This is a genomic window from Clostridium pascui (genome assembly GCF_016908015.1).
GTDB classification, from domain to species: Bacteria; Bacillota; Clostridia; order Clostridiales; family Clostridiaceae; genus Clostridium_AK; species Clostridium_AK pascui.
The window spans coordinates 904,949-929,064 of the sequence record NZ_JAFBDB010000001.1 but is presented as its reverse complement, the minus strand read 5'-3'; the positions used below and the strand labels follow the sequence as shown (position 1 = coordinate 929,064).

Annotated in this window: 19 protein-coding genes; 16 read left to right on the top strand and 3 right to left on the bottom strand. The window is 31.4% G+C overall.

All coding sequences use genetic code 11. The annotated features are described in order from the left end of the window. Positions 1-587: 587 nt before the first annotated feature. The 4 genes from carA (at position 588) to JOC70_RS05040 (ending at position 7,143) form a co-directional block, all read left to right on the top strand. Positions 588-1,661, top strand: coding sequence for a glutamine-hydrolyzing carbamoyl-phosphate synthase small subunit (gene carA, locus JOC70_RS05055; protein ID WP_204597777.1), 1,074 nt, complete (start codon positions 588-590; stop codon positions 1,659-1,661). After that, positions 1,654-4,851, top strand: a complete 3,198-nt coding sequence (gene carB / locus JOC70_RS05050; RefSeq protein WP_204597776.1) for a carbamoyl-phosphate synthase (glutamine-hydrolyzing) large subunit — start codon at positions 1,654-1,656, stop codon at positions 4,849-4,851. Before carA ends, carB begins: the two co-directional genes overlap by 8 nt. A gap of 22 nt (positions 4,852-4,873) precedes the next feature. Continuing rightward, positions 4,874-5,788, top strand: coding sequence for an ornithine carbamoyltransferase (gene argF / locus JOC70_RS05045; protein WP_204597775.1), 915 nt, complete (start codon positions 4,874-4,876; stop codon positions 5,786-5,788). Positions 5,789-5,955: 167 nt separating this feature from the next. Further along, entirely contained in the window at positions 5,956-7,143 is a 1,188-nt protein-coding gene (locus JOC70_RS05040) for a pyridoxal phosphate-dependent aminotransferase (protein WP_204597774.1), read from the top strand. A gap of 77 nt (positions 7,144-7,220) precedes the next feature. On the opposite strand, the gene JOC70_RS05035 is transcribed toward JOC70_RS05040, so the two are convergent. Further along, entirely contained in the window at positions 7,221-8,387 is a 1,167-nt protein-coding gene (locus JOC70_RS05035; RefSeq protein ID WP_204597773.1) for an aspartate aminotransferase family protein, read from the bottom strand. A gap of 17 nt (positions 8,388-8,404) precedes the next feature. Beyond that, on the bottom strand, positions 8,405-9,262 hold the full coding sequence (gene argB / locus JOC70_RS05030) for an acetylglutamate kinase (RefSeq protein WP_243429032.1): 858 nt from the start codon (positions 9,260-9,262) through the stop codon (positions 8,405-8,407). A 139-nt stretch (positions 9,263-9,401) separates the two neighbouring features. Here argB and argC point away from each other — a divergent pair, with 139 nt between their 5' ends. The 10 genes from argC to JOC70_RS04980 all read left to right on the top strand — a co-directional run bounded on the left by argC (position 9,402) and on the right by JOC70_RS04980 (position 21,441). Continuing rightward, the gene (argC, locus tag JOC70_RS05025) at positions 9,402-10,439 is read left to right on the top strand and encodes an N-acetyl-gamma-glutamyl-phosphate reductase (RefSeq protein WP_204597772.1); all 1,038 of its coding nucleotides are present in this window, start codon (positions 9,402-9,404) and stop codon (positions 10,437-10,439) included. A gap of 30 nt (positions 10,440-10,469) precedes the next feature. Then, positions 10,470-11,687 carry a bifunctional ornithine acetyltransferase/N-acetylglutamate synthase gene (gene argJ, locus JOC70_RS05020; RefSeq protein WP_423880665.1) on the top strand — a complete coding sequence of 406 codons (1,218 nt, stop codon included), beginning with the start codon at positions 10,470-10,472 and terminating at the stop codon, positions 11,685-11,687. A gap of 137 nt (positions 11,688-11,824) precedes the next feature. After that, positions 11,825-12,721 carry an acetamidase/formamidase family protein gene (locus tag JOC70_RS05015; protein WP_204597770.1) on the top strand — a complete coding sequence of 299 codons (897 nt, stop codon included), beginning with the start codon at positions 11,825-11,827 and terminating at the stop codon, positions 12,719-12,721. Between the two features lie 297 nt (positions 12,722-13,018). Continuing rightward, the gene (locus tag JOC70_RS05010) at positions 13,019-13,219 is read left to right on the top strand and encodes an alpha/beta-type small acid-soluble spore protein (protein ID WP_097025980.1); all 201 of its coding nucleotides are present in this window, start codon (positions 13,019-13,021) and stop codon (positions 13,217-13,219) included. Positions 13,220-14,351: 1,132 nt separating this feature from the next. Continuing rightward, on the top strand, positions 14,352-15,371 hold the full coding sequence (locus JOC70_RS05005; RefSeq protein WP_204597769.1) for an ABC transporter substrate-binding protein: 1,020 nt from the start codon (positions 14,352-14,354) through the stop codon (positions 15,369-15,371). Further along, on the top strand, positions 15,371-16,267 hold the full coding sequence (locus JOC70_RS05000; protein WP_204597768.1) for an ABC transporter permease: 897 nt from the start codon (positions 15,371-15,373) through the stop codon (positions 16,265-16,267). Before JOC70_RS05005 ends, JOC70_RS05000 begins: the two co-directional genes overlap by 1 nt. Then, positions 16,242-17,036 carry an ABC transporter ATP-binding protein gene (locus JOC70_RS04995; RefSeq protein ID WP_204597767.1) on the top strand — a complete coding sequence of 265 codons (795 nt, stop codon included), beginning with the start codon at positions 16,242-16,244 and terminating at the stop codon, positions 17,034-17,036. The genes JOC70_RS05000 and JOC70_RS04995 overlap by 26 nt, the downstream gene beginning before the upstream one ends. A gap of 78 nt (positions 17,037-17,114) precedes the next feature. Then, positions 17,115-17,819, top strand: coding sequence for an ABC transporter ATP-binding protein (locus JOC70_RS04990; protein WP_204597766.1), 705 nt, complete (start codon positions 17,115-17,117; stop codon positions 17,817-17,819). Further along, positions 17,819-20,179 (top strand): ABC transporter permease, encoded by a 2,361-nt coding sequence (locus JOC70_RS04985; RefSeq protein ID WP_204597765.1) that lies wholly within the window; start codon positions 17,819-17,821, stop codon positions 20,177-20,179. The genes JOC70_RS04990 and JOC70_RS04985 overlap by 1 nt, the downstream gene beginning before the upstream one ends. A gap of 14 nt (positions 20,180-20,193) precedes the next feature. Further along, entirely contained in the window at positions 20,194-21,441 is a 1,248-nt protein-coding gene (locus JOC70_RS04980; protein ID WP_204597764.1) for an efflux RND transporter periplasmic adaptor subunit, read from the top strand. Positions 21,442-21,473: 32 nt separating this feature from the next. Here the strand turns inward: JOC70_RS04980 and JOC70_RS04975 are convergent, their stop codons facing one another. Then, on the bottom strand, positions 21,474-22,256 hold the full coding sequence (locus tag JOC70_RS04975; protein WP_204597763.1) for a 3'-5' exonuclease: 783 nt from the start codon (positions 22,254-22,256) through the stop codon (positions 21,474-21,476). A gap of 74 nt (positions 22,257-22,330) precedes the next feature. On the opposite strand from JOC70_RS04975, the gene JOC70_RS04970 reads away from it, so the two are divergent. After that, on the top strand, positions 22,331-23,752 hold the full coding sequence (locus tag JOC70_RS04970) for an APC family permease (RefSeq protein WP_243429031.1): 1,422 nt from the start codon (positions 22,331-22,333) through the stop codon (positions 23,750-23,752). A 119-nt stretch (positions 23,753-23,871) separates the two neighbouring features. Beyond that, positions 23,872-24,075, top strand: a complete 204-nt coding sequence (locus tag JOC70_RS04965; protein WP_204597761.1) for a cold-shock protein — start codon at positions 23,872-23,874, stop codon at positions 24,073-24,075. Positions 24,076-24,116: the final 41 nt, after the last annotated feature.

The window sequence follows — 24,116 nt, the reverse complement described above, 5'->3', positions numbered from 1 at the left end:
CCGTAGGAGAACCTGCGGCTGGATCACCTCCTTTCTAAGGAGTCGACAAGAAGCGATGAGCTTTCTTGAAGGTTTCATTCTCTGTTTAATTTTGAAAGACTTTTAGTAAACGGTAAATAATTAAGAGCACATCAAGTATACTTGATGTGCTCTTTTAGATTTTAAGCAACTTTAATACTACCTTACCATAGGTATTACATCTACTGGTCTTCCGTCTGATCTGCAATTCATATATTTTCTTTGGTTTTATCGTGATGTTCATTCAATTTAGTTACATAAGTTTCTATACAATCAGAAAATACGAAGTGAATCCATATTCAATTTTGTATAACTCTCTATAGCATCTTATAATATAAGATTTAGTGCAATAATCTGCGAATATATATACAAGAATATTAATATTTATTCCAAAGCTATTGCATTATTATCCGAATTTATGTATAATTATTAAAAATGCAGAATAAATATATATTATCTTTAAATTTGAATTTACTTATATACCAATGTATAGAAGTTTATGTGATAGTATTAGTAAAAATATAATATTAATGATTATGCAAGAGTTAGCATAGAAATGAGGTATATGTATGAAGGCGATACTCGTATTACAAGATGGTAGCTATTTTATTGGAAACTCATATGGTGCAAAAGGAGATGGATTTGGAGAAGTGGTTTTTAATACCTGTATGACGGGATATCAAGAAATTCTTACGGATCCATCCTATAATGGTCAAATAGTTACAATGACCTATCCATTAATCGGCAATTATGGATGTAATAATATCGATAAGGAGTCTATTAAACCTTATGTAGAGGGTTTTATTGTTAGAGAAGGCTGTGAGGAGCCAAGCAATTGGAGATGCAGCATAGGAACAGAAGAGTATCTTATAAAACACGGAATTGTGGGTATAAAAGATATAGATACAAGGGCACTCACAAAACATATTAGAAGTGCTGGTAGTATGTATGGAATAATCTCTACAGAGTGCTTTGATATTGATAAACAAATTAATAATATTAAAGAAAAAGCATTAATTAAAAGGGAATTTGTCAAGGAAGTAAGTACTGAAAATATGTATAGAATTGAAGGCAAAGGGAAAAAGGTTGCTGTAATAGATTTTGGAATTAAGAAAAACATCTTAAGACATTTAAAAAACAGAGAATGTGATATTTATGTTTTTCCATCTGAGTCCTTGTCAGAAGACATTTTATCCATAAACCCTGATGGCATTCTCCTGTCTAATGGACCAGGAGACCCTAAGGATTTGATTAGTGTTGTAGAGAATATTAAAGAGCTAATTGGTAAAAAGCCAATTATGGGTATTTGTCTTGGACATCAGCTTTTGGGAACTTCTCTTGGAGGAAACACATATAAATTAAAGTTTGGTCATCATGGAGGAAATCACCCTGTAAAAGATTTGAAAACAGGTAGAATATATATCACTTCACAAAATCATAGTTATGCTCTTGAAGAAAGTATAAGCAATGAAGTTGAAATTACTCATATAAATGTTAATGATGGTACTATTGAAGGTTTTAGGCATAAAAAGTATCAAATTTTAAGTATACAATATCATCCTGAAGCAGCTCCAGGTCCTCAGGATTCAGCTTATGTTTTTGATGAGTTTATTAAAATGATGGAGGTGCAGGACAATGCCTAAGAGAAAAGATATAAAAAAGGTTATGGTTATTGGATCAGGTCCTATTATTATAGGACAGGCTGCGGAATTTGATTATTCTGGCACACAAGCCTGTAGATCATTAAAAGAGGAAGGTGTGGAGGTTGTCCTAATAAATAGTAATCCAGCAACTATTATGACCGATGTAGATGTAGCAGATAAAGTATATATAGAACCTATCACATTAGATTTCATAAAAAAGATTATTTATAAGGAAAAGCCTGATGGTATACTAGCATCCATTGGAGGGCAAACAGCACTTAATATGGCAGTAGAACTTTCTGAGGATGGAATACTAGAAGAGCTTAATGTAAAACTTTTAGGTACAACGCTTGAATCTATACAAAGAGCAGAGGATAGAGAGTTATTTAAGGCAACAATGGAACAAGTAGGTGAAAAGGTAGCAGTTAGCAGTATAGTAACCACTTTAGAGGACGGATTGGATTTTGCAAATAAAGTAGGATTTCCTATAATTATTAGACCTGCATATACCTTAGGAGGAACTGGTGGAGGAATAGCCAATAATTTAGATGAGTTTAAAGATATTGCTAGTCGTGGTTTAAAACTAAGTATGATACATCAGATATTAGTAGAACAAAGTGTAGCTGGTTGGAAAGAAATTGAATATGAGATCATGAGAGATAATGCAGATAATTGTATTGTAATATGTAATATGGAAAACTTTGACCCAGTAGGTGTTCATACAGGAGATAGTATAGTGGTGGCGCCTAGCCAAACCTTAAGTGATGTTGAGTATCAGATGCTTAGATCTGCATCTATTAAAATAATTCGTGCTCTTAAGATTAATGGAGGATGTAATATACAGTTTGCATTAAATCCAAATAGTATGGAGTATGTAGTTATAGAGGTAAATCCTAGAGTAAGTAGATCTAGTGCATTAGCATCTAAGGCAACAGGTTACCCAATTGCCAGAGTTACGGCTAAAATTGCCCTTGGTTTAAATCTTGATGAAATAAAAAACTCTATTACTGAAAATACTTATGCTTGTTTTGAACCTGCACTGGATTATGTAGTAACTAAAGTGCCAAGATGGCCTTTTGATAAGTTTGGAGATGCCAATCGTACACTTGGAACTCAAATGAAAGCCACAGGTGAAGTTATGGCAATTGGAAGAAATTTTGAGGAATCCCTTCTAAAAGCCATAGATTCATTAGATGTAAAACTAGATTATCAGTTAGGATTAGAGCTTTTTGCAGATAAGTCCATAGATGAGCTTATAAAGTTTATTAAAGAGCAAAGTGATGAAAGAATATTTGCCATATCAAAGGCCCTTCAAAAGGGAGTATCTGTAGAAGAAATCATTAATATAACTAAGATAGATTATTTCTTTATTAAAAAGCTTCAGAAGATAGTAACTTTAGCTGAAGAAATAAAAAGTAATAGCATCAATGAAATAGATTATGAACTCATGAATAGAGCCAAAAAAATTGGTTTTGGAGATTCGTATATTGGAAATTTACTTAACGTATCTACAGAAGAAGTTACTAAAAAAAGAAAAGAGCTTAATCTTCATCCAGTATACAAGATGGTAGATACTTGTGCAGGAGAATTTGAAGCTACTACACCATATTATTATTCCACATATGAAGAAAAGAACGATGCAGAGGTAAGCAGTAGGGAAAAAGTTATAGTAATAGGGTCAGGACCTATAAGGATAGGACAAGGAATTGAATTTGATTATTGTAGTGTTCATTCAGTACAAACGCTTAAAGAAAAAGGTATTGAATCAATAATTATAAATAACAATCCAGAAACGGTAAGTACTGATTTTGATATTTCTGATGGATTATATTTTGAGCCTCTTACAAGTGAAAGTGTATTAGATATTATCGAAAGAGAAAAGCCTATGGGAGTAATAGTACAGTTTGGAGGACAGACAGCCATAAATCTTGCAGCTTCACTTCAAAAATCTGGTGTCAAGATTTTAGGAACTGACCTAGAAAGTATAGATATGGCTGAGGATAGAGAAAAGTTTCTTGAGTTGCTTGAAAGTCTTGATATACCAATACCAAATGGAAGTACTGCCCATTGTGTAGAAGATGCATTAGTTATAGCAAATAAAATCGGATATCCAGTCTTAGTAAGACCCTCTTATGTAATAGGAGGAAGAGCTATGGAAATAGTATATAGCGATAAAGAAATGCAAGAATATATGAAACTTGCAGTGGATGCCTCTAAGGAGCACCCAGTGCTTATAGATAAATATATAATGGGAAAAGAAGTAGAGGTAGATGGAATTTCAGACGGAGTGAATGTTTTAATACCTGGAATAATGGAACATATAGAAAGAGCAGGAGTACATTCAGGGGACAGCATGTCGGTATACCCTCCAATAACCTTAAGTAAGGATACTAAGGAAGTAATTATAGATTATACTATAAGATTAGCAAAGGCATTAAAAATAAAGGGACTATTTAATATTCAGTTTGTTATAGATGAAGAAGATAAGGTTCAAATCATAGAAGTAAATCCAAGAGCCAGCAGAACAGTACCAATACTTACAAAGGTTACTGGTATACCTATGGTTAAACTGGCTACTGACATTATTTTAGGAAATAACTTAGAGAATATGGGCTATACACCAGGCCTGGTTGAGGAAAGCTCTTTAGTAGCTGTAAAGGTTCCTGTATTTTCATTCTCGAAGCTTACTATGGTAGATACTTTCTTAGGTCCTGAAATGAAATCTACTGGAGAAGTAATGGGTGTTGATAAAAGTTTGGGAAAAGCATTATATAAGGGACTCTTAGCTTCAGGTGTCAAAATTTTAAAAGAAGGAAATGTACTTTTGTCTATAGCTGAAAGAGATAAGGAAGAGAGTTTACAGCTTTCAATGAAGCTATTGAACTTAGGATACAAGTTGTTTGCAACAGAAAATACTTATACTTACTTAAAGGAACAAGATATAGATGTTACTTTAATACCAATGAAAGAAGTTAGTGAACAGATTAAAAAAAATAAACTTCAAATGATTATAAATACTCCTACTAAGGGAAAGGTAAGATCTAGAGAAGGTTTTTTACTTAGACGTACTGCTATGGAATATAACTTGCCGTGTATAACATCTTTAGATACTATGAGCGCAATTATAAAGGCTTTAAGCAGTTTTAATGAGAAGGATGAAGTTGAAATATATTCGTTAGATCAATATTAAGATAATTAAAGGGGATGGGAAAATGAAGCATTTATTGAGCTTAAAAGATTTAACTACAGAAGAAATTTTCAATATACTTGAGATGGCTAAGAAACTAAAATATGAACTCCAAAACGATATAGAGCATAAGATTTTAAAAGGAAAGACCTTGGGTATGATTTTTACTAAGTCATCTACTAGAACAAGAGTTTCTTTTGAGGTTGGAATGGTTCAGTTAGGTGGATACCCATTATTTTTAAGTTCTCAAGATATACAACTCGGTAGAGGGGAAACTATTGAAGATACAGCTAAAGTGCTTTCAAGATATGTGGATGGAATTATGATACGAACTTATAAACAAAGTGATGTAGAGGATCTTGCAAAGTATGGAACGGTACCTGTAATAAATGGATTAACTGATTTATTTCATCCGTGTCAGGTTTTAGCAGACCTTTTAACTATATATGAAAGTAAGTCAAAGCTTGATGGACTTAAACTTGCGTATGTAGGTGATGGAAATAATATTGCACACTCTCTTCTTTATGGCTGCAGTAAGGTTGGAATGGATATAGCAGTTGCTACGCCTAAAGGATATGAATGCAATGCTGAAGTAGTTAAAACCGCAAAGGAGTATGCTAAGCTTACAGGAGTAAATATAACAATTACAGAAGATCCTATAGAGGCAGTAAAGGATGCAGATGTAGTGTATACTGACACATGGGTAAGTATGGGTCAGGAAGAAGAGAAACAGAAAAGAATAGAGATATTTAAACATTATCAGGTAAATGGTGAGCTCTTTTCAATGGCGAAAGAAGATGCAATATTTCTTCACTGTCTTCCTGCATACAGGGGTTATGAGGTAACTTCAGAGGTTATTGATGGTCCACAATCTCTTGTATTTGATGAAGCAGAAAACAGATTGCATGTCCAAAAAGCAGTAATGGCATTATTACTATAACAAATAGGTATTACTTGTCAAGCTAAGATCTAAAAAGGAGAGTTTATAACTCTCCTTTTTATAAATATTAATTTAGCATTACGTATGGCATTATACAGAGTTTTATATTAAAATAGTACAAACTTATAAATTTATTTATTCTTGCTATAAATAAAAGGAGGGCTATTATGTTTTCAAAAAAAATAATAAACAATTTGGACAAAGCTTCTTGGATAAGGGCTATGTTTGAAGAGGGAGAAAAACTTTCTAAAAAATATGGGGCAGATAAGGTTTATGATTTTAGTCTTGGAAATCCTTATGCAGAACCTCCAGTAGAGGTTATGGAATCACTTAAGAAATATATATTAAATAGTGAAAAAGGGATTCACAGATATATGAACAATGCCGGATATCCAAAGGTCAGAGAAAAGATAGCAAAATTCCTGCAAAAGCAAAGTAATATTGAACTCTCAGCTAATAATGTTGTAATGACAGTTGGTGCTGCAGGAGGATTAAATGTAGTTTTAAAAGCTATTCTTAACAATGAAGAAGAGGTGATTGTTTTTGCACCATATTTCGTAGAATATAATTTTTATGTTGATAATCATGGTGGAAGAACAGTAGTTGTTTCTCCAGACAAATCTAATTTTGAGCCGAATTTAAGTGATTTTCAAAATAGTATTACTAAGAATACAAAAGCTTTAATCATTAACAATCCCAATAATCCAACTGGAGTTGTATATAGTGAGGAGAAGCTAAAATATATTGCAGAAATTATAGAGAAAAAAGAAAAGGAATATGGGACAACTATATTTGTTATTTCAGATCAGCCTTATGGTGAAATAGTTTACGATGGAACCAAGGTGCCCAGTATGTTTTCAATTTTTAACAATGCAATTATAGTAAATTCATTCAGTAAGTCATTGGGGCTTGCAGGTGAGAGAATAGGGTATATTGCTGCAAGCAGCAAAATAAAAGATATAAACTTACTTATGAGTGCTTTAAGTTTTTGCAACCGTACACTTGGTTTTGTAAATGCCCCAGGGTTATTTCAAAAGGTTGTTTGTGATTCTTTAGGAGCTAAGATAGATATTGAAGAATATAAAAAGAGAAGAGATTTTTTATACGAAAATCTTACAAGAATAGGATTTGAATGCGTAAAGCCTCAAGGAGCGTTCTATCTTTTTCCTAAAGCACTTATAGATGATGATGTTGAATTTGTAAAAAGAGCGCTGAAATATAATCTATTATTGGTACCAGGAAGTGGCTTTGGATGTCCAGGATATTTTAGAATATCCTATTGTGTACAGTTTGATATGATTGAAAATTCTATTTCTGCTTTTGAAAAATTAGCTGAAGAATTTAATGGAAATTAATAAGAAGAAATTACATTAATTTAAAGAATAGTAATACCCCAATGCTTTGCAAGAGTATTGGGGTATTTGTATTATAATTATAGCTTTTTCATAACTAATTCAAGGATATTAATGACATCGTCGATCTCTTGTAATGTAACATTAAGAGGAGGAAGTAATCTTATAACATTAGTTCCTGCTGTTACTACAAGTAGACCATTTTTAAAACATAAATCTGAAAATTCTTTTGGATTTATTTTAATGCTTATTCCAATTAATAAACCCATGCCCTTTATTTCATCTATAACATTATATTTATTTTTAAGCTCACTTAGCTTTTCTTTTAAATATATTTCTTTTGAAGCAACTGACGAAATAACACCGCCTTCAACTAATTCGTTTAAAACAGCTAAAGAAACAGCACATCCAAGAGGATTTCCGCCAAAGGTGCTGCCATGGTCGCCTAGCGATAAAGCGTTTGAAGCTTTTTTATTAGCGATAAAAGCACCAATTGGGAAACCGCCGCCTAAGCCTTTAGCAATGCATATAACATCTGGAATTACATCGAATTTTTTATATGCAAAAAGTTCTCCTAATCTTCCCATACCGCATTGTATTTCGTCAAATATTAATAAAGCATCATATTTATCGCATAAATTTCTAACTTCTTTCAAATAATCAGAATTTACAACATTTATGCCTCCTTCACCTTGAATAGGCTCTAAAATAATACCACATACATTTTCGTTAAAGTTTTCATTTAAATCATCTATATCATTAAAATTTATTTTCTTTACATTAGGAATTAAAGGTAAAAAGTCCTTTTGATATTTTTCCTGACCAGTAATAGAAAGTGCGCCCATGGATCTACCGTGGAAAGAATTATCCATATATAAGAGGGTTGATTTATCGGTATTACCAGTTAATTTACCATATTTTCTTACTAGTTTAAAAGCACCTTCGATTGCTTCAGTTCCGCTATTGCAAAAGAATACTTTTTCATGGTCACAGTTATTTATTAATTTCTCAGAAAGCTGTGTATGCTTGGTGTTCCAATAGTAATTTGAAATATGAATCAATTGTTTACTTTGTTCTGTTATAGCCTTAATAATAGAAGGATGACTATGCCCTAAGCAATTCACTGCTACACCTGAAACAAAATCAATGTATTCATTTCCGTTAATATCGTAAATTTTACTGCCAATGCCTTTTTCAAAAGTAACATCAAATCTTCCATAAGTATTCATTATATTATTTTTTGACATCTATATACACCTCTTCTTTATATAATTTTAGTTCCACAATTTGTAGTTATGCCATGTAATAAACTATGATTTTTTCTTCCGTCCAATAAATGAACATTTTTTGCTCCTTTTTCTAATGCATTAGTACAGCATTCCAATTTTGGAATCATTCCTCCATTAATAATACCAGTGCTTATTAACTCATTAATTTCAGCAGCGGTAATAGAGCTTAACAGTGTAGAAGAATCATTTATATCTGTATATACTCCTTCAATATCTGTCATAATTATCAATTTATCTGCTTTCAAAGCACCGCTTATGGAAGCTGCTGCATAATCAGCATTAATGTTATAGCTATTGCCATCTAAGTCACAACCAATTGGAGAGACTACAGGAATATAATTCTTTTCAATTAAACTAAGTAATACAGTATCATTTATATTTACGACTTCACCGACAAAACCTAAGTCTATTTTTTCATCTTTTTCATAGATGTATTTCTTTTTAGCTTTAATTAGATTACTATCTTTACCGCTTATACCAATAGCATTAGCACCTATTTTACTTAAGCTTAATGATAAATTTTTATTAACATGTCCAGATAGCACCATTTCAACAATTTCCATAGTTGGCGCATCTGTAACCCTTAAGCCTTTAATAAATTTGCTAGTAATACCAATTTTATTAAGCCACATTGAAATTTCAGGTCCACCACCATGAACTATTACAATATTGATGCCTAGGTTGCTTAAAGTTAACACATCTTGAAAAAAATCATGTTGAGCTGTTTGGTTGTCCATTATGCTGCCGCCATATTTAATTACAAAGGTTTTTCCAGTATATTTATTAAGATGTAATAAATTATTTTCATCTAAAAGATTATCTTGAGAATTCATGATATCACTCCATTCATAGTGTAATATGAGTATAATTATACAATCATATCTATAAAAATTCAATATCATATTGCATTTTTTATAAATTTATTGCATAATTATTCTTAAATAAAAAAATTAATATAACTGAGGTGATAGTATGATTAATGTTGGTATAATGGGAGCAACTGGATATGCTGGAGAACAATTGGCATGGATACTAAATAATCATTCAAAAGTAAATATAAAATTTTTGAATTCTCATAATTATGCAGATATGAATTATGATGAAATCTATAAAAATTATTATGGATTTTTAGATGAAGTTTGTGTTAGCACGGAAGAGGCATTTAATAGATTGAATTTAATCCATGTGCTTTTTATAGCATTACCGCATGGCAAATCTTTTGAGATAACAAAGAAGGCTCTAGAGTTAGGCGTTAAGGTAATAGATTTAGGTGCTGACTTTAGATTAGATTCAGAAGATGTATATAAGAATTGGTATGGAATTAAGCATGAGTATTCATCAGCATTAAAGGATTCAGTATATGGCTTATGCGAACTTAATAGAGAATGCATTAAAAAAACTAATATATTAGCAAACCCAGGGTGCTATCCTACAGCTAGCATATTAGCATTAGCACCTTTATTAAAACACAAGCTAATTGATTCCAAGAATATAATTATAGATGCAAAGTCGGGAGTATCTGGAGCTGGAAGAGCAGCAAAAATTGATTCACTTTTTGCAGAGTGCAATGAATCCATAAAGGCATATGGCATTGGAAGTCACAGACATACTCCAGAAATAGAACAAGAGTTAAGTAAAGTTTTTGGGGAAGATATAATGATATCTTTTACCCCTCATTTAGTTCCAATGAATCGTGGGATTTTAGCTACCTGCTATAGTAATTTGATAGATAACTTATCAACAGAAGAATTAATGAACATATATAGAGAATTTTATAAAGATGAGTATTTTGTAAAAATAGTTAATGAATCACCAGAAACTAGATGGGTAAGAGGATCGAATCTGTGTCACATTGGTATAAAGGTAGATGAGAGAACTAATAGGGTTATTGTAGTATCAGCTATAGATAATTTAGTAAAAGGAGCGGCTGGTCAAGCAGTTCAAAATATGAACATTATGTTTGATTTAAAAGAAACAACAGGATTAGAATTTTTATCTATGGGATTATAATGTAAAAAGTAATATATGGAGGAGATAATCATGAAAGTTATATACAATAAGACCATTACTGATGTACCTCATATCAAGGCAACAGGACTTCATATTGGACTTAGAAAAAATGAAAAAAAGGATTTATGTATAATATATAGTGAAAAAAAGTCAGTGGCTGCTGCTGTATTTACAAAAAATAAAGTTAAAGCTGCTCCGCTTTTAGTAAATATGAACCACATTAATTCAAATAATACTCAAGCTATAGTAATAAATAGTGGTTATGCAAATTCTTGTACAGGTGCAAGTGGAGTTGAGGATGCCTATGAAATGGGGAGAGTTACAGCTAATTGTCTAGGATTATCTCCAGAGGAAGTATTAATCGCATCCACAGGTAGAATTGGAATATCATTACCTATGGATAAGATTATTCCAGGTATAAAAGTAGGATGCACAAAGCTTTCTTATGATGGTGGCAAAGATGCAGAGGAAGCTATTATGACTACAGACACCTTTACAAAGAGTATATTTGTTGAACTAGAAATAGACGGTGAATTAATATGTATTGGAGGAATTGCAAAGGGTTCAGGTATGGTTCATCCTGATATGGGAACAATCTTAAGTTTTATCGCTACAAATGTAAATATATCAAAACTAATGCTAACGAAGGCTCTAAAAGAAAGCGTTATTGACTCATATAATATGATATCAGTGGATGGGGATACAAGTACAAATGATATGGCTGTTGTATTATCAAATTGTACCGCTGGCAATAAAATAATAGAGGAGGAAAATGCTGAATACTTTAAGTTTAAGGAGGCATTTGATTTTGTTAATAAAGAATTATCAAAGATGATAGCTAAGGATGGCGAAGGTGCTACAAAACTTATAGAAGTAAATTTAAATAATGCTAGAACTAAGCAAGATGCAAGGATTTGTGCAAAATCAGTTATATCTTCTAGCTTAGTAAAATCAGCCTTTTTTGGAAGTGATGCAAATTGGGGAAGAATTATGTGCTCCTTAGGGTATTCTGGTGCAGAGTTTGATCCCCAAAATGTAGATATAACTTTTAAAAATAACATAGATACGGTTAAAATTGTGGAAAAAGGTTCTGGCACTATATTTAATAAGGAATTAGTGGAAAAAATTTTAAAAGAGGATTATATAAATATAATTATTGACTTAAATGATGGAATTTACAATTCAGTTGCTTGGGGATGTGACTTAACTTATGACTATGTAAAGATTAATGGATACTATAGAGCATAGTTTATAAGCAAAATATAAGAATAAATTTAATATAGAGGAGCTAGTTTTTTTAAGCTAGCTTTTTTTAAATTTATAAAATAAATATGATATAATAATTTCATTATGGTAAAATTTACTTTTAGGAGGGATGATATTCTATGAAAAGAATTTTAAAAGAAAAATCAATATTTAGTATGACAAAGGAAAATAAATGGGTAGAAACTGCTAAAGATGGAGATATCATAGCATTTGAAACCTTCGATTGTTATAAAAATCAAATTTGCAGTGAGAATCAAGAAAGAAGCAGCATTAATCCTAACTTTGGAAATCCTGCTACAGGACCTTTGTATATTGAGGGAGCAGAAATATCTGATATTTTAAAAATAGAAATATTAGATATAAGAGTAGCTGAGGAAGGTACAATGAGAGTTAGACCTAATGTAGGTGCTTTAGGAGATATAATTACTGATGATCAAATTAAAAAAATAATTATAAAAGATGGAAAAGCCATGTTCAATGAAAAAGTAGAAATTCCTATAAATCCAATGATAGGGGTTATTGGAACTGCACCAACGGAAGGCGAGATACACAATATGGTTCCAGATTATCATGGCGGAAATATGGATTGTAATAGAATAGTAAAAGGATCGGTACTTTATCTTCCAGTAAATGTGAAGGGAGCATTATTATCTATTGGAGATCTTCATGCGGTAATGGGAGATGGTGAAGTTGCTATATGTGGACTTGAAATACCGGGAGAAGTACAAGTAAAGATAAATGTATTAAAAGGGAAAAAGATGCCTCTCCCTATGCTTGTTCAAGGAGAACATATAATGACTATAGCTTCAGCAAAAACTTTAGATGAAGCATCAAAAATGGCAACTCATAATATGCATAAGTTTATGACTGAAAATTTAAATATAAATATCAATGAAGCTGCTATGCTTTTATCTCTTGTAGGTAACCTTAGAATTTGTCAAATTGTAGACCCTTTAAAAACTACAAGAATGGAAATGCCACTGACTATTTTAGAAAAATATAATTTTAATTATTAAAAGAAAATCAATGAATGATTTGAAGAAATTTATTATTTCGAAAGAAGTCAGAACAGTTGGATTCATTGAGATGTTTCCTTGCATGATTTATAGAAATTTATAATTTCGTTATAAATCAGCACATCTCAATTCATTGAGATGTTTCCTTAATAAACAATGCTTCTAAATATGGATTTTATGGAACCTAATGGATAAACTTCCACCAATTTAATAGTGTATTAATTTTCAAATAGGTAATATTAATATTACAACAATGATTATTACTTAATACAACTTAAATTAAAGGAGGAATTTATCATGGCAAATAGAAGTAGTAACAGAGCATTAGTACCAGAAGCTAAAGAAGGTTTAAACAGATTTAAAATGGAAGCAGCTAATGAAGTAGGAGTTAATCTTAAACAGGGATATAACGGAGATTTAACTTCAAGAGAAGCTGGATCAGTAGGCGGACAGATGGTTAAGAAAATGGTAGAAGCTTACGAAAGCAATTTAAGATAGTTGACAAATGAAAGGAGCTGAATTTCAGCTCCTTTTTATTTGAAGCCTAGATACAGGGAATTTTATCTAAAAAATTAAAAATATGATTGACATTAATTAATAAGTATGATAAATTGTTAATAATAAATTTTAAGAAAATTATTATAAGTGAATATTTATAAAACAGTGATAGGGATAAGTAAATAATAGGATGTTTAAAAGAGAGTGGGGAGAGGTGAAAGCCCATAAACTAAGCCTATGTTGAAATTCACCCTTGAGTTGCAGGTTGAAATCATAAGTATACATCTCAAATCTATGATTTGCTGATTAGTGCTTACTCCCTTGGAAAATGAAAAGGAGTTGCATATGAGAGTAGGCTGAGCCGGCGTGATGCCGTTATTTAAATGAGATATAAATTTGGATGGTACCGCGAACAGACTTTTCGCTCCAGTAAGGAGATAAGTCTGTTTTTTATTTTATATGAAAAATTAAATATTCATTATAAAAACAGTGATAGGGATAAGTAAACAGTAGAAAGTTTAAAAGAGAGTGGGGAAAGGTGAAAGCCCATAAACTAAGCCTATGTTGAAATTCACCCTTGAGTTGCAGGTTGAAATCATGAGTATACATCGCAAATCTATGATTTGCTGATTATTACTTACTCCTTGGAAAAATAAAGAGGAGTTGCATATGAGAGTAGGCTGAGCCGGCATGATGCCGTTATTTAAATGAGATATAAATTTGGATGGTACCGCGAACAGACTTTTCGCTCCAGTGAGGAGATAAGTCTGTTTTTTTATATCTAAAATTAAATATTTATTATAAAAACAGTGATAGGGATAAGTAAATAATAGGATGTTTAAAAGAGAGTGGGAAAAGGTGAAAGCCCATAAACTAAGCCTATGTTGAAATTCACCCTTGAGTTGCAGGTTGAAATCATAAGTATACATCACAAATCTATGATTTGTTGATGGGCGCTTACTCCTTCGAAGCATGAGAAGGGGTTTCATATGAAAGTAGGCTGTGCCGGCAAAATGCCGTTATTTAAATGAGATATAAATTTGGGTGGTACCGCGAACAGGCTTTTCGCTCCAGTAAGGAGAGAAGTCTGTTTTTTATTTTAATAATAAATAAATTTTAGGGGGCAAAAATTATGATGTGTAAAAAAACTTTAAAAACTTTAGTAACAATTCCGTTGGTGGCTTTAGCTTTATTTTCGGGCTGTTCTAGTAACAAGGGGGATGAACAAGTTATTAGTAAGGGTAATGAAAAAATTATTAATATTGGGGTGGCTCAAATAGTTGAACATCCATCTTTAGATTCAGCTAGGAAAGGATTTATGGATGCTCTTTCAGCAAATGGCTATAAGGAAGGTACAAATTTAAAAGTAGATTTTCAAAATGCACAAGGGGATATGCCTACAGTACAAACTATTGCTCAAAACTTTGCATCTCAGGACAAAGATTTAGTATTTGCAATTGCAACACCTACAGCTCAGGCGATGTATAATGCAATAAAAGATAGGCCTATACTTGTAACAGCAGTAACAGATCCTGTTAAAGCAGGTATTGCAAATTCTCTTGAAAAATCAGGAACAAACGTTACAGGAACTACAGATGCAGCGCCAATTGAAAAGCAATTAGAACTCTTAAAAAAACTAGTACCTAATGCTAAGAATATGGGCATACTTTATAACACCAGTGAAGTAAACACTGAATCAGAAATTGAAAAGATTAAAAAAATAGCACCTAAGTATGGTTTGAAAATTATAACTTCAGGGGTTACTAATACAAATGAGATATCTCAGTCTTTAAGTGCCCTTGTGAAAAATATAGATGTTTTATATGCTCCGGCAGATAATGTTGTCGCATCATCAATGCCTTTGATATCATCTAAGTGCATTGAAAATAAGATTCCAATTATAGGAGCTGTAAAGGCGGAAGTCGAAGGAGGAGCTTTAGCTACTGAGGGTATAGATTATTATAAACTTGGATATCAAACAGGAGTTATGGCAGTAGAAGTTATAAAAGGAAAAAGTCCAAAGGAAATGCCAATTACAACTTTAATAGATACTGAATTAGTTATAAATATGGATACTGCAAATAAGATAAATATAAATGTATCTGAAGACTTAAAAAAATCTGCGACAATTATAAATGGTGGTGAAAAATAATGTTTAATTTTTGGTTAGGTGTATTAGAACAAGGGCTTATATTTGGCATAATGGCTCTAGGAGTATATATTTCATACAAAATATTGGACTTTCCGGATTTATCAGTAGATGGCAGCTTCCCATTGGGAGCTGCGGTTACTGCTGCATCTTTAACCTCAGGTATGTCCCCAGCCATTGCTTGTGTGTTGTCTTTGCTGGCAGGTGCTATAGCTGGAGGTATTACAGGAGTTTTACATGTAAAACTTAAAATAACTAATTTACTTTCAGGAATTATAGTAATGACAGGATTATATTCCGTTAATTTAAGAATCATGGGAAAAGCAAATATTCCCCTTTTCAACAATAAAACTATATTTACAGGTAGTAATAATACTTTAATAGTTATTTTAATATTTGTTTTGGTGACGAAGTATATATTGGATTTTTTTCTAGACACAAAGATAGGTTTTCTTTTGAAAGCAACTGGTGATAATCCAAAGCTTATAACTTTACTAGGAATTGATAAAGGGATGATTAAAATTCTTGGACTTGCTATCTCAAATGCCTTAGTAGCTTTATCTGGATCTATAATGGCACAATATCAAAGCTTTTCAGATGTAGGTATGGGAAGTGGAATAGTTGTAATGGGGCTTGCATCCATTATACTTGGAGAAGCCTTATTCAAAAAGTTATCATGGGTTAAGTTGACAACTGTTGCAGTATTTGGAGCGATTCTATATAAATTAAGTATTGGGGCTGCTTTAAAATTGGGATTAGAGCCTACAGATTTAAAGCTTATAACTTCTGTAATTGTAGTATGTGCACTTGGATTAAGTCAAAATAAATTAAAGTTAAAAATTAAAAAATTATCACTTTGGGGAGGGATGACTAATGCTCAAGATACAGAAATTGTCTAAGGTTTTTAATGAGAATACTATAAATGAAAATTTAGTTTTAGATAAATTATCACTAGATATTGAAGAGGGAGATTTTATTACCATAATAGGGAGCAATGGAGCAGGAAAGTCAACTCTATTAAATATAATTTCAGGTTCTATAGAAGATTATAAAGGGAAAATAGTTTTAGACGATAAAGAAATATCCAATTTATCTGAGTTTAAAAGAACAAGATTTATTGGGAGAGTGTTTCAAGACCCTTCTTCGGGAACATCACCTTCAATGAATATATTGGAGAATCTATCCATGGCTCATAACAAAGGAAGGAAATTTGGTCTTTCTAAGGGGATTTCAAAAAAAGATATCCCATATTTTAAAGAATTATTATCAAAACTTGATTTAGGTCTTGAAAATAATCTTTATAATAAAGTAGGACTTTTATCAGGAGGGCAGAGACAGGCGATGTCCTTAATTATGGCTACAATGTCAAATCCAAGACTTCTTTTGCTTGATGAACATACTGCTGCCCTAGATCCTAAAACTTCTGAAAAAATAATAAATTTAACTGAAGAAGTAGTCAAAAGTAAAAAGATAACTACCCTTATGATAACTCATAATTTAAATCATGCGATAAAGCTTGGCAATAGACTTATTATGATGCATAGAGGCAATATATTATTAGATATTAAAGGTGAGGAAAAGAAGGCGCTAACTATAGAAAAATTACTAAATTATTTTGAAAATCTACAGTCTAAAGACGTTATGAGTGACAGAGTATTATTTTCATAGAACTTATACTAAAAAGCAAACATAGTGAATAAAAATAATGTGATGTCATAAATTAAAAAGATGTCTGGCGGTGATGTTTTGAATGTTATATTAATGGGTAAAGACATTAAGAAGGTTTATCATATGGGTGAGGTAGAAGTAAGAGCTTTAGATGGAATAGATTTTGAAATTTATAACGGAGAATTTTTAGTTGTTTTAGGTCCAAGTGGATCTGGGAAGAGTACTCTTCTAAACATGATTGGTGGAATGGATAAAGTATCTTCAGGTGAGCTTTATTATAAGGATAAAGAACTTCACAAAGAAAATGAAAAGGGGCTTACGATATATAGACGAGAAGCAGTTGGGTTTGTATTTCAATTTTATAATCTTATGCCAAATTTAACAGCAGAAGAAAATGTTAAGCTGTCGGCAGAACTAAGTAAAAATCCATTAAATTCAAAAGAAATGCTAAAAGATGTAGGACTTTTAGAGAGAGCGGATCATTTTCCATCTCAAATGTCTGGAGGAGAGCAGCAGAGAGTAGCTATTGCAAGAGCTTTAGCAAAGAATCCAGACATACTTTTATGTGATGAGCCTACAGGAGCCCTAGATGGTAATACAGGATTAATGGTATTAAAGCTTTTAAGAAACTTCAATCAGAAATACGGTAAGACCGTTATTATAATTACTCATAACTCAGATATAGCTAAAACTGCAGATAGGGTATTTTACATAAAGGATGGCAAGCTTGTAAACATAATAGTAAATAAAAAACCTCTTTCCCCTGAGGAGGTTAGTTGGTAATGTTGTTTTTAAAAATGTTAAGAGATATAAGAGAAAATAAGGCTTCTTATATAGCGTGTATCATTGTAGTAGCAGCGGGGATATTGGTGTTTACTTCCATGTCAATGGTGAGTAATAATTTAAACTCTGCTAAAGAAAGATTTTATAAAAATGCAAACTTCGCTGATGGCTTTGCAGCAGTTAATGGAATTCCCTATAATGAAATAGATAATCTAAGGAAAATAAAAGGAATTAAGTATATTGAGGGAAGACTAGTAAAGGATGTTAGAGTATATACAGAAGATATCAATAGGAATGTGTATATTAGATTAATATCTGTAGATTTAAATAAGAATTATAGATTAAATATGCCGATACTGATTGACGGTGAGTATTTAAAAAATAATTCAAAGAGTATCTTAATTGATACTGGCTTTTTTAATGCCAATAAACTAAAGATTGGGGATGAAATCCCTTTAATAATTGAAGGTAAAAAAGTCAATTTTAATATAGGCGGAACGGAAATGAGTCCGGATTTTGTGTATGCAATGAAAAGTAGTCAAGAATTATTTCCAAATCCAGAGATGTTTGGAGTAGCTTATATTCCGTATGAGGTTATGAAATCTTATTTTAAAGAAAAAACTTTAGTTAATGACATATCCTTTCAAGTTGATAATAATTATAAGTATAAAGACATTGAAGATGAACTTAAATTTTCTCTTAAAAGTTATTCTTTAAAGGGCATATATGCAAGAAAGGATCAAGCAAGTAATTTGATGCTTTCTCAAGAACTTTTAAGTCTTGAAAAGATATCAAAGACATTGCCTATGATATTTTTATGTATTGCTGGATTTATACTTTATATAATGCTTAAAAGAACTATAGAGCAGCAAAGGGGACAAATTGGAATATTAAAATCATTTGGATATAGCAGTAAAGAAGTACTTTATCATTATGCATCCTATGCTATATTTGTTGGGCTTATAGGAGGACTAGTAGGAGGGCTTTCAGGAATAGCTTTAGCAGTACCTATGACGGAAATGTATAAGGATTACTTCAGTATACCAAACCTAAGCAGCTCTTTTTCCATTGAGTATATGATTTTTGGAATAGTTATATCCTTAGTTGTTAGTATTTTAGCTGGAGTTCAAGGAAGCAAAAAGGTTTTAAAATTAGAACCTGCAGAGGCTATGAGACCAGAAAATCCAAGAGCTTCAAAGAAAACCTTAGCAGAAAAGATAAATTTTTTTTGGAATAGCTTAAATAGTCAAGGTAAGATGGCTGTAAGAAATATATTTAGAAATAAGGGAAGAAGTACATTTACTCTATTTGGTATATTATTTGCATTTAGCTTAATGTGTACTTTTTTTAATTCATTTGATTTATTTGACATAATATTTAATCAACAATATGAGAAAGTTCAGGTTTATGATTGTAAGGTAAGTTTTCAATCACCTTTAAAAAGTAAAAATATAATAGAAGAAATTAAACATAGAAAAGAAGTAATGGATGTAGAGCCTATGCTTGAATTACCTGTAAATCTTAAAAATTTGTGGCATGAAAAAGACATTGCAGTCATAGGTATAAAAAGCGACAGCGTACTGTACAATATTTTGGATAAAGAGGGAAATAAAATTGCTTTGCCTTATTCTGGGATAGTACTTTCAGAAAGGGCATCACAAATTTTAAATGCTAAAGTGGGTACAGAGCTTCAATTGGAAAGTCCTTTTATTGGAGATGAAAAAAGGAAGGTTTATGTATCGGAAATAATCCCTCAGTATCTTGGGTTAAGCGCTTATATGAATATTGAAGAATTATCAAAGCTTGTATCAAAAGAGGAAATTGCTACATCTATTATGTTAAAGATAGATGATGAAAATATCAAAATTTTTAAAGAGTATTATAATAAATCTCCTGTGATAACAAGTATAGAAGTAAAAAATGATTTGATAAAAAAGATAAATGAGATGATGAAAACATCAAGAAGTACTATATGGAGTTTATTAATTTTTTCTGTAATATTAGGATTTATTATAATTTATACATCAAGTGTTATTTCATTTTCTGAAAGGGAGAGAGAACTTGCTTCTCTAAGAGTTATGGGATTTTCAGAAGAAGAAGTGTTAGAAGTACTGTCTATAGAGCAATTATTTATAAGTATTGTATCAATATTAATCGGTATCCCAATAACAAAGTCGATGATGGACTTGGTTTCTAAAGCTTTTAGCAGTGATTTATATAATATGCCTACAGATGTAAGTTATAATGCTATTATTATAGCAGCTATGGGAACAATACTATCTCTATTTATTGCTAAACTAGCATTAAAAAGAAAAATTTCAAAGCTTAATTTGGTTGAAGTTTTAAAAGAAAGAGAGTAAAAAGGGGGACTATTTTGAAAAAAAGGGTGAAAATATTTCTTGGGATTTTAGTTGTTGTAGCAGCTTTAAGTGGAGTCATATATAATTACTATAAGGGAACAGAAGTAGAAGTATATAAGGTGAAAAAAAGGTTGTACTCTCAATCCTTTAAGGAAGTAGGTCAAGTTGTTCCGAGCAAAGAAACAAGCATAAGTTCGACAAGAGATGGAAAGATTATTTCATTAAAAGTACAAGAGGGACAAAATATAAAAAGTGGAGATCTGATATTACGTCTTGAAAATAAAGAAATAGATTATAAAATAAAAGATTTAGAGTTTCAGCTTAAAGGTATTTATGCACAAAAACTTCAATCCAATTCCAAGTCAAATGGAGCACAAGTAGAGGGGTATAAACTGCAAATAGAAAATCTGAAAAGTCAATTAGAAGCAGCCAAGAGTGATTTAGGTAGAGTAACTATACTATATAAAGATGGGATTGTAAGTAAGGTAGATTATGAAAAGGCGGAGCAAAATGTAAAAAATATTGAAAGCATGATTTTACAGCAAGAAAATAATATTAAAATTGTACAAAAAGAAAATAGTCCAGTTAATGGAACTAATGAATATTATAGTGCAATGCAGGAATCTATTAGCACTCAAATACAAGCATTAGAATATGAAAAAAGCAAGGGTGATTTATACTCTCCTGTAAACGGTACAGTGAAAGCTGTAAATATAAAAGAGGGAGCTTTTGCAGCCTCAGGAACTCCAGTAGTAGAACTATTTAGTGATGGAGATTATATGATTGAAACCTATGTATCAACCAAGGATATAAACGGCATAAAACTTAATATGAATGTAGAATGTATATTAGAAACTAATAAAAAGGACTTAGTATTTAAGGGAGTTGTAAAAAAGATAGCCCCTGCAGCAGTAAGCAAAGTTTCAACTCTAGGATTAGAGGAACAAAGAGTTAAAGTCACAATAAAACCTGAACTTAAGAATATTCCCGTTAGGGCAGGCTATGATTTAGATGTAAAGTTTACTACATTACAAAGGGAAAATAGCATTTTCATAACTAAATCTGCAGTATTCCCATATAATGATGGGAAAGCAGTATGGGTAATTAATGGTTCAAAAGCACATATTCAACCTGTAAAAACAGGACTAGAAGATAATAAAGATATAATAATCGAAAGTGGCCTTAAAGAAGGAGATTTAGTAATTTTAGATCATAGTATAAAGGGAAAGGGGACTAGGTACCATCCTATAAATATTGAATAAGATGAGCAGAGGAATGAAAAACTCTGCTCTCTTTATTTTTTAGTTGAAACTTCTTCAGGGGATTCAACTTGAAATTGATTGGTTCTTCCCATGACATAAGAGAGCTTAATTATCTTCTTCTCTTCTTCGCTCATTTTTCTATTAAACATCTTTTCAAATTGCTTTATTAAACCATAGTAATCAATATTTTTCTTTTCTTTATTAAGAGTGTTTTGAGCTCTTTGACTTATAGGATTATATGTTTTAACTTGAATTTTATCACTGTAGATTCTTTTGAATATTTCGGTAGTATAACAAGCATCAGCAAATGCATTATGAAATTTACTATCAAGGGGAATGTTTAGCAAATCAACTGCTTTATTTAATCCTATATGAGTTCCTTTTGGACATTTAAGAAATTTAGATGCATACTGTTGAAGATTTATATATTTCATAGGTATAATAGATATATCTAGATTATGGTATTTTATATTTCTTAATAACTCTTTAATATCTGTAAGGCCCCATACACATAGGATGCTTTTATCTCCTTGAATAAAGTCAATAAATTCTTCATATATATCTTTAAAGGGTTTTGAAATATTTAAATCATTTATTGTTATGCCAGTAAGATTTTCAATAAATGGATTAAGTGTAGTATATATATGAGGTTTTATTAGCCTATCAAAGGTTTGTATTGTTTCAAAGTTTTCATTAAGTTTTAGTGCTCCAATTTGAATTATTTCAAAAGGACATTTTTCATTTGTTATAGTGATTTTTTCTTTTTTGGATTGGTAGGCTTGATTAAATTCTAAATCAAATATTATATAACTCATATATTTATCTCCTAAATTTAATTCTATTACTTAGTATGCCACATAAAATTATATATAAGAAGGGGGAAATGAAAATGTCTAACTATAATCTATCAAAAGAAAGTAAAATGACTAAAACTCTTTCTTTATGGAATTACTTTACCATAGGCTTTGGTGCTATTATTGGTACTGGTTGGGTTTTACTTGTTGGAGATTGGATGATTATAGGTGGAGGACCTACAGCTGCAATAATTGCATTTATTATAGGCTCTTTATTTTTACTTCCTGTAGGTGCAGTTTTTGGAGAACTAACCTCTGCTATTCCTGTTTCAGGGGGGATAATCGAATATGTTTCACGTACTTTTGGAGATAAGGCGTCATATTTTACGGGATGGTTTCTTGCTTTAGGTAATGGAATACTTTGTCCCTGGGAAGCAATTGCTATCTCCTCTTTGCTTGGTGAATTTATACCTGCACTTAAAATAATTCCCTTGTATGAAATTATGGGAGCTACTGTGTATCTTCCTACATTAATTATATCTCTTTTCTTTGCAACTTATGTTATTATGTTAAATTTTAAAGGTGCTTCAGAGGCGGCAAAACTTCAAGGCTTTTTAACTAAATTATTGCTTTTAGGTATGGTAATTGCAATGGGGATATCTTTTTTCAGAGGAGGACCACATAATTTAACGCCTGTATATGATGGTATTTCAAAAGGAAGTAAATCACAAAGTATATGGATGGGAGTTTTACAGGTTCTTGTTATTACACCATTTTTTTATGCGGGTTTTGATACAATTCCACAACAAGCTGAAGAAGCAGCGGAGGGATTAGACTGGAATAAGTTTGGTAAAGTTATTAGTATGGCATTATTAGCTTCAGGAATATTCTATGTAATATGTATATACTCCTTTGGGACAATAGTTCCTTGGAAAGAATTTGTTGCTTATAGTATTCCGGCACTAACTATTTTATCAGTAATTGGCCTTAAGGTTTTTTCAAAAATAATGATATTTATTGCTATTATGGGGCCGCTTGGACCTATGAATTCTTTTTTTGGAGCTACTACAAGAATTTTACTTGCTATGGGTCGTAAGGAGCTGCTTCCTAAAAGATTTGAAGAGCTTGATAAAAAAAATGGAACTCCAAGGATTGCTAATATTTTAATGGCAATTCTTACAGTAATAGGACCATTTTTAGGGAAAAATATGCTGATACCGCTTACCAAGGTTAGTTCTTTAGCATTTATAATTGCTTGTTTTATGGTAAGTATTGCTTGTCTTCGTATGAGAAGGACAGAACCTGAAATGGAAAGGCCTTATAAGGTTCCTGGAGGAAAACTTGGAATAGCTTTAGCTTGCATTACATCTCTTGTTATTATAGGGTTAATGGTTATCCCAGGAAGCCCTGCAAACTTAAATTTTGTAGAGTGGATTATTGTAATTTTATGGTTTGTAATAGGAGTTATATTTATGCTTATTCAAAACAAAAAAATAAAAAGTGAACATTTTATATAAATCCATGATTAATTTTTAATTATTGTGGTATACTAGTAATATCAATGAAAAAGCACTATTGATAAAAACTAGTTATATCAATTATAAAAGTGTTTTAATTTTAGGAGGAATATTACGCAATGAAAACAGGAACAGTAAAATGGTTTAATTCAGAAAAAGGATTTGGATTCATTTCCGTTGAAGGAGAAGATGACGTTTTTGTTCACTTCACAGCTATTCAAGGTAATGAAGCAAGAAAAAATCTTGAAGAAGGTCAAAGAGTTGAATTTGAAGTAGAGCAGGGATCCAGAGGACCTCAAGCAGCTAATGTTGTAAAACTTTAAATATAGTTTTATAGTGTATTAAGATTCCCTATGCCGTTAAG